Raw genomic sequence first — 8,194 nt, 5'->3', positions numbered from 1 at the left:
CTGAAAAGAGCGCCGTGATGCCGGCTTCCCAGATTTTCACCTCGTTTCTCTTCCTCCAGAGGTAGAGGCCGAAGGCGAGAATCCCAGCGGTAATGCTGTACGAAGCAAGGCGTGAAAGTTCGGCGAGTTCCCCCATTCAACCACCGGAGTAGAAAAGGGGAAAGGGGTTAAAAACTTCACTTGAGGGCGGCCTTAAGGGCTTCCTCGAATATCTCCATCGCGACGTCGATTTCCTCCTTCGTGATGATGAGCGGCGGGATGAAGCGTATGCTGTTGTCACCGCAGCCGAGAAGCACCAGACCGCGCTTGGCGGACTCTTTAACGATTCTGTCCCTAAGCTCGGGGTAGCGCTCCTTGGTGTCCTTGCTCCTAACTATCTCTATAGCCTGCGCCAGGCCGATTCCCCTTGCGTCGCCAACGACCTCGTAGTTCTCCTTGAACTCCTCGAGGTACTTGTGGAGGTACTCGCCGACCTCCCTCACGTGCGGAAGAAGCTCCCTGACGATGTCGACGACCTCTATTCCAGCGGCTATTGCAACGGGGTTTCCTCCAAAGGTTGTCGCGTGCCTCCCTGGCTTGTCGAAGCTTATCTCCTTCCTGTGGACGACGCCAGCCAACGGGAGCCCACCGCCGATGGCCTTACCGAACTGTATCAGGTCTGGGGCAACGCCGAAGTTCTCGATGGCCCAAAATGTTCCCGTCCTGCCTATGCCCATCTGAACCTCGTCGTCGGCGAGGAGTATCCCGTACTCGTCGGCGAACTTCTTGAGTTCCTTGAAGAAGTTCCTAGGCGGGACGACGTAGCCGCCCTCACCCTGTATCGGCTCGAAGAATATCGCACCGACCTCGTGCGGCGGAACGTGGCGGAATACGTACTCCTCTATGAAGTCGAGAACCCTGTTTATCAGCTCGTCCGGCTCGTCGTAGCCGTCTATCCCCCAGGCGTTCCTGTAGGGGTTCGGGTACGGAACGTGCTCGACCCCAGGCATCGTTGGGAAGAAGCGCTCCTGCTGGACCCACTTGCTCGCGGTTAAGCTGAGAACGGCCTGGGTTCTCCCGTGGAAGGCGTGGTAGAAGGCTATAAAGCGCTTCCTTCCGGTTCCGTATTTGACGAGCTTCATCGCGGCTTCGTTGGCCTCGGCGCCGCTGTTGCTGTAAACGACCTTCTTCTCGAAGTCGCCCGGCGTAAGCTCTATCAGCTTCTCGGCAAGAACGACGGCGTTCTCGTAGAAGAAGTCCGTGAGCGAGTAGTGTGTGAACTTCTCCGCCTGCTTCTTTATGGCCTCAACAACGCGTGGGTGTGCGTGGCCGACGTTCAGCACACCAACGCCGCTCGCGAAGTCGTAGAAGACGTTTCCATCAACGTCGTAGACCCTTATTCCCTCGCCGCGCTCGATGACTATCGGGAGGTTCTCTGGGTCTTGGGTCGTTGTTGCCAGGTACTTGAAGTTCCTCTCGATGACCTCCCTGGCCTTCGGTCCGGGGAGTTCTTTAACGTTTGGCCTCACCACCATAATCATCACCGGGCGAAGCTCGACGTTCGGCTATATAACTCTATGCTCAATGATGAGCATCTCTGACCGAAAGTTTTTCGAAAACTTTGGTCTGGGCCTAAATTCTAGAAGGCTTCCAGCGGAGGACGGGGGCAAATTTAATAAACTCACAGGAGTGCTTCAGTTCGGTAATTGGGTGGTGAGAACGAAAAGTCAGAAACGCTTCGATGGTAGAACGTTCTCGGCCCTGTTCTTTGTGAACCTTTTCGTGCTAACCGTCGTTCAGTCCCTCCTCGAGGGAAAAAGCCTGATTGACGGCCTGTGGCTGTTTTTGAAGCTTTTGCCCTGGGGGATTTTGATGGTTTTCCTGGTGTCTTTGGGTCTGGACAAGAGCCTCCTCTTCGAGGACGACGAAGAGGAAGGCGGCATTGGGAGTTCTGGAATAACCATCAACCCGGAGGAATGACGGCACTTGACCCTAAAGAAGCTGAAAAGGGCGGGGGAATTACTCCCCGTTCTTCTCGGCCCACTTTTCAAGGAACTCCTTGGCGGAGTTCGCCGCGATGGCCCCCTGGCCAACCGCGACTGCAATCTGCTTGAAGACGTTGGTTATGTCACCGGCCGCGAATATGCCCGGCACCTTCGTGCGCATGTGCATATCAACCGGAATGTAGCCGTAGTCGTCGGTTATGCCGAGGTGCTTGACGAAGTCCGTTTTCGGCTCGTAGCCTATGAATATGAAGACCCCGTCAACGGGCATCTCCCACTCCTCGCCGGTTTTGACGTTTTTCAGCCTCACCGCCTCCACCCTGTCCTTTCCTATTATCTCGGTCACTATCGTATCGAGTATCGCCGGAATTCCGCTCTCCTTAAAGCGGTCCTGCAGTATCTTATCGGCCCTGAACTTCTGCCTCCTGTGGACGAGGGTGACGTCAACGCCTATGCTCTTGAGGTAGAGCGCCTCCTGTAAAGCGGTGTTCCCGCCGCCGACGACGATTACCTTCTTCCCCTTGAAGAGCGGGCCGTCGCAGGTGGCACAGTAGGAAACGCCTTTTCCGGTCAGTTCGGCTTCGCCGGGGACGTTGAGCTTTCTCGGCGAGGCTCCTACGGCGATTATTATCGTCTTCCCGCGGTACTCCCTCCCGTTCTTGGTCTTCACTGTGAACTTGCACGGGCCCTCGTAGTAGGCGCACTCCGCTGGGTCAATCCTCTCAACCTCATCGAAAATAACATCAACGCCGAGCTTTTTGACCTGCTCGTGCATCCTGTTGGTAAGCTCCGAACCGCTGATTCCCTCTGGAAAGCCGGGGTAGTTCTCTATGAGGTCTGTTAGGGCCATGTTTCCCCCCAGGTCCTTGCTGATAATCAGCGTGTCGAGGCCGAAGCGCTTGGCGTATATTGCCGCCGTAAAGCCAGCCGGTCCCGCTCCGATAATGAGGACGTCCCAGAGCTTCTTTTCATGCTCCCGTCCACGTGAAAATCCCCCCAGACTGAACATCTCCCTCACCTCCGGGCTTTCCCTAACGTGGGTTATTTAAAAGCATTGTTGCCCAAAAGTGAGTAAAACTAAACCAACTTAACCGAACGGTCGAGGAGCAGGTGGAGGGTGTAGCCTAGGAAGGCGCTCAAACCGACGAAGGCTCCCTCACCGCTTGACATCTTCAGACCGTACTCGACCAAGAGGAACGCGAGCAGTCCGTAGATTCCCGCAAAGAGCAGCGAATGGACGATTCCCCTGTGCTTCGGCATGAGCGGGGTGAAGGCGAACCACGCAACTAATCCTGCAAGGGCGCCGATGACCCAGGAGATAACTGGATTAATCCACGCTGGGTTTATGCCCACGTGACTCTTGGCCCACAGGAACACCGCGCTTCCGACGGCGACGCTAACTATCGGTTTGGTTCCGCGGTGGATTAGCGCGTCCGGATGGTCGATGTCCGGCAGGTCACTTCCCAGGACGTAGAGGGCGTAGCCGAGGATTAGCGCCGTTGGGGTCAGCTCAATGGGAATTCTGAAGTGAAGTTTTAGAAGCTCACCTAAAAGAACGGCCACGGGGTAAGTCACTATCCCGCTGAGCACGTGGGTTTCGTAGTTCGGCAACTCACTCACCCTTCAGCCTCTCGGCCTGACCCTCCTCTAAAAACTTTCTCACGTAATCCGGAACCTTGTAATTTCCTGTGGGGTCTCCCACGAGAAAGCCGAGCCTTATAAGCTCGTTGAGGCTCTCGTAGACCTGAATACCCGGTTTTTTGACGGCTTTTGCAACCTGAATGTAGCTCACCGGCCCACCGTTGAACTCGAACACTATCGCCTCGACGAGGTCCTTGTACTCCTTTGGAATCCTCGTGAGGTACTCCTCAAGGCTCTTTGGCTCCTCAAGAATCGTCGTGACCACGTAGTCGTCTATCGGGCTGAACTTGTGCTTCGCCGCTTCACTCAGGACGTAGTGGAGGAGTCTTAAAATCTGCCTCGGGTTGCCCCTTCCGAGCTGATGGATTAGCTTTATCGCCTCCTCCGTGAAGGGATACAGCGGGTCGTCGGTATCCCTTATCCTGACCCTGTTGAGCCTCTTCTTCACGAGTTCAAACGTCTCGTCGAGGCTCATCGGTCTGAGCTTGAACTCGTAGTGGAGGCGCATGAAGAAGGCGGGGAATATCTTCGTGTACTCCTCGTAAGCTTCAGGAACGCAGGCGAAGGCAACGATGCAGCCCTTGGGCATGGTGCTTATGAAGTGCCTCAGCATCTCAAAGAACTGAATTTTCTCGTGCTCCCTCGCGCTCTGCATGTTCTCAAGCTCGTCCAGAAGGAGCGCGCAGTACGGATATTTGCTCATCTGCTCGACGAGGAGCTCTGCTATGTCCCTGCTCTTGTACTCCTTCGTGTCGCTCAGCATCTTTTCAAGCCTGTCGATGAAGCCGAGCTTTTTGGCAAGGTTTTCGATGAATATGTTGGTTCTGCTCTTGGGCGGCTTTAACGCGTAGAAGATGTCGCGCGTGAGCTTGAGGATGTCGTTGGTATCGACCTTAACGTATATTGCCTTGCCTCTGTTCTCCTCTATGGCCTTCGCGAGCGTCTTAAGCCTCTGCGTCTTTCCCATTCCCAGCGGCCCGACTATGCTGAGGGCTATTGAACTCTTGTTCCCTATAACCTCGGAGATTATCATCTGGAGGCGCATGTCAACCTCCTGATAAACGTGAATGCTCTCGACGTCGGTTATTCCTTCGCTTGCGAGCTGCTCGAAGGGATTTGCTGAAAGACCGTAAACCTCGTATGACTGGTAAAGCTTAAGACCCTCCATTCCACCCACCGAATTGCTTAAGGCCTTTCAATATAAAAACCTGTTCATCGGTGAGCGGAAATGATTCTCCTCGTCACTGCGCCGCCCGGCAGAGAAGGTGACGCGATACTCGAGCTGGAGTGGGCGCTTGGAAAGGTGAGGGTTAAGGGAACCGACTGGCGGGGCATCCTTTTAGCTGAGACCCCCCTTTCCAGAGAAGAAGTCCTTAAAAAGCTGAAGGATTTCGAGACGCAGGCTATACAGAGGGTTGTCCCTCTCGAAAGGCTCGTTCCGGCCAAGTGGGAGGAGATAGAGAAGGCCGTCCTCGAGCTAGGAAAAGCGATAGACGGAACCTTCGCCGTCCGCGCCAGGGTTAGGGGGAACAAGAGGCTCTCCCAGAGGGAGCTCGAAATCAAGCTCGGCTCGCTCCTCGTCGAGCGCTACAACCTTAAGGTCAACCTGAGCGAGCCCGATTACACGATTCTCGTCGAGGTTTTGGGTAAAAAAGCCGGAATAGGCCTCGTCCGGAAGGGTGAGGTTCTCCGCTTCGAGGTGAAGGAATAAATAGTTTGAGTGCTGATTAATCGCCTTCCGCTGGTTTTGTGCCTCCTTGAATTCGCCCGCATAGCTGTGTTCCCGGGAATATCCCTCCCTCCGGGGAGAACAAAAGCTTATTAGGTGAAGGACAGAATCTTGGAGGGGGTAGTGATGCTCGACGTCGATGATATCATTGAGAGACTCCAGAGGCTCGGCTATAGGGAGGCCCTGGCCTACTGGATAGCGAGCGAGCTTGAGGAGGCCGAGTTCTACAGAAAGCTGGCCGAAAGGGCCAGAAACCTCGGCCTGCCCAGAGCGCTCTCGGAGACCTTTGAGCGGCTCGCCGAAGAGTCAAGGAAGCACGCCGAGGAGCTTGAGAGGACGTTCGTTGACTCGTACGGGGAAAGACCGAGGAGTGAAGTTCCTCCCCTCGAGGTTCTGCCCGTTCTCGACCGCTTCGAGAGGGCCGACCAGGTTGGGGAAGTGCTAAAAACCGCGATGGAGAGCGAGCTTGTAGCGATGAACGCCTACAGAACCCTTGCTGAAAAAGTTGGGGATGACCGCCTTAGGGAGCTTTACCTTCGCCTCGCGGAGGTTGAAAGGGGCCACTACGAGGCCCTGAAGAGGGAATACGAAAGGTTGGGTGGTTGATATGGTCGTCGAACTGATTGAGCAGATTAAGAACCTCAACGAGAGGGAGCTTTTGAGTTATTGGATTAGGGGTGAGTACGAGGAGGCGGAAACCTACTGGAAGCTCGCTGAGAGGGCGAAGGAGCTCGGCCTTCCTGAAGAGGTCGTTGAAACCTTCAAAAGGCTCGGCGACGAGTCCAAGAGGCACGGCGACGAGCTTTATGAGATTTACAGGGAGCAGTACGGCGATGAACTGGCCGATGTGAACGTTGCCAGCCTCGAGGCAACCCACGTGCTTGGAAAGTTCTGGAAGGTTGAGGACCTGCCGGACGTTCTGCAGAACGCCATGGAGGCAGAAAAGCTCGCCGAGACAATCTACAGAAAACTCGCAGAGGAGTGCTCCCGGGAGGAACTCAGGGAGATATACCTTCGTCTGGCTGAGATAGAGCGCGGCCACTACGAGGCCCTTAGGAAGCTCTTGGGTGGTTGAAACGGAATCCGAGCGATTCTCACATATTTTATCGGCGCTCTCCGGGCTGTCCGAGAGGGAGCTTTTGAGTTATTGGATTAGGGGTGAGTACGAGGAGGCGGAAACCTACTGGAAGCTCGCGAAAAGGGCCAAGGAACTCGAACTGCCGGAGGACGTCATCGAGACCTTCGTCGTTCTCGCAAAGGAATCCCGGGAGCACGGTGACAGGCTCAGGGAGATATACGTGAGGAGTTACGGTGAGAACCCCGTCGAGGTCGGCATCCCGGGGGTGGAAGCGGAGGCCCTTAAGCTCGAAATGGACACGCCCAAAGATGTCCTTGAGGTTCTGGCGAGGGCAATGGAAACCGAACTCTTTGCAGAGAGCCTTTACGAAAAGCTGGCAACCGAAACTGGTAGCGATTCCCTGAAGAGCATCTACCTATACCTTGCCGAGATAGAAAGGGGCCACTACGAGAGACTCAAATGCGAGTTTGAAGTCTGTAAAAAGATTTACGAAAAAAGCTAAGACTTCTTCTCGGCTTTCTTCTCCGCTTGGGCCTTTTCCTTGACCTTCTTCTGTTCCTCAAGTTTCCTCCGTATCTCCTCGATTTTCTCCTCCTTCAGGGGAATGAACTTCTCGTCGTAGTTGTCGTAGCTCGCGAGCAGAAACTCGTCGCTCATCTGGAGCGCTCCCGTTGGGCAGACATCCACGCACTGCGAACAGTATACACAGCGGGCGGTCCAAAGGGCCACCTTCCTGATGTCAGGCAGGTAAACGAAGACCCCAGCCGGGCAGACGGTAACGCACATCCTGCAGCCGACGCACTTGTCAACGTTGTACTTAAGCTGCCCCCTGAAGTCCTCTGGAACCGGTACGGGTTCGGTCTTTGGAAAGAGGTTGGTCGCTGGCTTCCTTGCGAGGTTCCTGAGCACCGTTGGAACTAAGATAGGTGCCCTCACATTATCACCTCCATCGCTATGAGGAGCGAACCTACGAGGGACGCCAAGAAGACGTTCTTCCAGAGGAAGTCCACGGCCTGGGTTATCTTCAGCCTTCCTGTTACGGCCCTGAAGACGCTCTCGACGACGAAGAGCAGGATGAAGACCTTCAGCGTGTGGAAGAGCAGGTTGACGACGTCCGCTGAAAGGCCCGTCAGGCCGAAATAGCCCGCTATTCCCCAGGGGAAGAATATCGCGACCACCAGGGAAGCCGCTATGTAGGCTTTGAGCGCTTTCGTCAGCTTGAGCAGTGCCAGATACCTTCCGCTGTACTCGACGAGCAGTCCCTCGGCTATCTCCTCCTCCGCATCCGGTATGTTGAAGAACCCAACCTCTATCTCGCTCGCCAGCCAGACGCAGAAGACGTAGAGGAGTATCACCGCCCCGACGAAGCTCATCGGCGTCCCTATCTCCCAGATGTTGTGGATGTAGAAGACCCCCATGCTGAAGGGTTTTGGAACGCCGAGCTTTCCGAGGCGCCACATTATGGCGAAGATGGCCAGCATCATCGCTGGTTCTCTCGAAACCATTATCGTCGCTTCCCTCGCGGCTCCTATCTTTGCGTACGGGTTCCCCGAACTTATCGCGCCCAGAATCTTGAAGAAGCTGATGAGGGCGAGGAGGTAGATGAAGACGATGACGTCGCCCTTCGAAGCCAGCACTGGGGTGAAGCCCATCGGCGTGTAAGCCAGGAGCGCTATCGCCGTTGCCAGGGCTAAGACCGGGGCCGCTCTGAACATGTAGTTTGCCGTGTTCGGGACTATCGTTTCCTTGCTGAGCAGTTTAAGG

11 protein-coding genes are annotated in these 8,194 nt (G+C 55.3%); 5 read left to right on the top strand and 6 right to left on the bottom strand.

Going from position 1 to position 8,194, the window contains the following annotated elements:
- Positions 1-176: 176 nt before the first annotated feature.
- A complete protein-coding gene (locus MVK46_RS06475; protein ID WP_297535820.1) occupies positions 177-1,514 on the bottom strand; it encodes an ornithine aminotransferase in 1,338 nt (445 codons plus the stop codon).
- A gap of 178 nt (positions 1,515-1,692) precedes the next feature.
- On the opposite strand from MVK46_RS06475, the gene MVK46_RS06470 reads away from it, so the two are divergent.
- Positions 1,693-1,959, top strand: coding sequence for a hypothetical protein (locus MVK46_RS06470; RefSeq protein ID WP_297535819.1), 267 nt, complete (start codon positions 1,693-1,695; stop codon positions 1,957-1,959).
- A 39-nt stretch (positions 1,960-1,998) separates the two neighbouring features.
- Here MVK46_RS06470 and trxB read toward each other — a convergent pair whose 3' ends face one another.
- The 3 genes from trxB to MVK46_RS06455 all read right to left on the bottom strand — a co-directional run bounded on the left by trxB (position 1,999) and on the right by MVK46_RS06455 (position 4,791).
- On the bottom strand, positions 1,999-2,991 hold the full coding sequence (trxB, locus tag MVK46_RS06465; RefSeq protein WP_297535818.1) for a thioredoxin-disulfide reductase: 993 nt from the start codon (positions 2,989-2,991) through the stop codon (positions 1,999-2,001).
- A 68-nt stretch (positions 2,992-3,059) separates the two neighbouring features.
- A complete protein-coding gene (locus MVK46_RS06460) occupies positions 3,060-3,593 on the bottom strand; it encodes a metal-dependent hydrolase (protein ID WP_297535817.1) in 534 nt (177 codons plus the stop codon).
- Position 3,594: 1 nt separating this feature from the next.
- Complete coding sequence (locus tag MVK46_RS06455) at positions 3,595-4,791, bottom strand: AAA family ATPase (RefSeq protein WP_297535816.1); 1,197 nt, start codon at positions 4,789-4,791, stop codon at positions 3,595-3,597.
- 60 nt (positions 4,792-4,851) lie between these two features.
- Between MVK46_RS06455 and MVK46_RS06450 the strand changes: the two genes are divergently transcribed.
- From MVK46_RS06450 to MVK46_RS06435, 4 genes are all read left to right on the top strand, one after another.
- Positions 4,852-5,334 carry a THUMP domain-containing protein gene (locus tag MVK46_RS06450; protein WP_297535815.1) on the top strand — a complete coding sequence of 161 codons (483 nt, stop codon included), beginning with the start codon at positions 4,852-4,854 and terminating at the stop codon, positions 5,332-5,334.
- Positions 5,335-5,478: 144 nt separating this feature from the next.
- Positions 5,479-5,958, top strand: a complete 480-nt coding sequence (locus MVK46_RS06445; RefSeq protein ID WP_297535814.1) for a ferritin family protein — start codon at positions 5,479-5,481, stop codon at positions 5,956-5,958.
- A gap of 1 nt (position 5,959) precedes the next feature.
- Positions 5,960-6,427: a ferritin family protein gene (locus MVK46_RS06440; protein WP_297535813.1), complete on the top strand. Its 468-nt coding sequence runs from the start codon at positions 5,960-5,962 to the stop codon at positions 6,425-6,427.
- Complete coding sequence (locus MVK46_RS06435; protein ID WP_297535812.1) at positions 6,420-6,932, top strand: ferritin family protein; 513 nt, start codon at positions 6,420-6,422, stop codon at positions 6,930-6,932. The genes MVK46_RS06440 and MVK46_RS06435 overlap by 8 nt, the downstream gene beginning before the upstream one ends.
- On the opposite strand, the gene MVK46_RS06430 is transcribed toward MVK46_RS06435, so the two are convergent.
- Positions 6,929-7,366: a 4Fe-4S dicluster domain-containing protein gene (locus MVK46_RS06430; protein ID WP_297535811.1), complete on the bottom strand. Its 438-nt coding sequence runs from the start codon at positions 7,364-7,366 to the stop codon at positions 6,929-6,931. The genes MVK46_RS06435 and MVK46_RS06430 overlap by 4 nt on opposite strands.
- Positions 7,363-8,194, bottom strand: an 832-nt coding sequence (locus MVK46_RS06425) for an NADH-quinone oxidoreductase subunit H (protein WP_297535810.1), incomplete at its 5' end; no start/stop codon positions are given. The genes MVK46_RS06425 and MVK46_RS06430, both read right to left, overlap by 4 nt.

Origin of the sequence: Thermococcus sp. (genome assembly GCF_027066465.1) — an archaeon.
In the GTDB taxonomy this organism is placed as follows: domain Archaea; phylum Methanobacteriota_B; class Thermococci; order Thermococcales; family Thermococcaceae; genus Thermococcus.
This window is presented reverse-complemented; position numbering and strand designations above follow the sequence as displayed.

Coding starts and splice junctions, on each gene's coding strand:
- MVK46_RS06455 (WP_297535816.1), bottom strand. CDS start 4,791: ATGGAGGGTCTTAAGCTTTACCAGTCATACGAGGTTTACGGTCTTTCA.
- trxB (WP_297535818.1), bottom strand. CDS start 2,991: ATGTTCAGTCTGGGGGGATTTTCACGTGGACGGGAGCATGAAAAGAAG.
- MVK46_RS06440 (WP_297535813.1), top strand. CDS start 5,960: ATGGTCGTCGAACTGATTGAGCAGATTAAGAACCTCAACGAGAGGGAG.
- MVK46_RS06475 (WP_297535820.1), bottom strand. CDS start 1,514: ATGGTGGTGAGGCCAAACGTTAAAGAACTCCCCGGACCGAAGGCCAGG.
- MVK46_RS06445 (WP_297535814.1), top strand. CDS start 5,479: ATGCTCGACGTCGATGATATCATTGAGAGACTCCAGAGGCTCGGCTAT.
- MVK46_RS06450 (WP_297535815.1), top strand. CDS start 4,852: ATGATTCTCCTCGTCACTGCGCCGCCCGGCAGAGAAGGTGACGCGATA.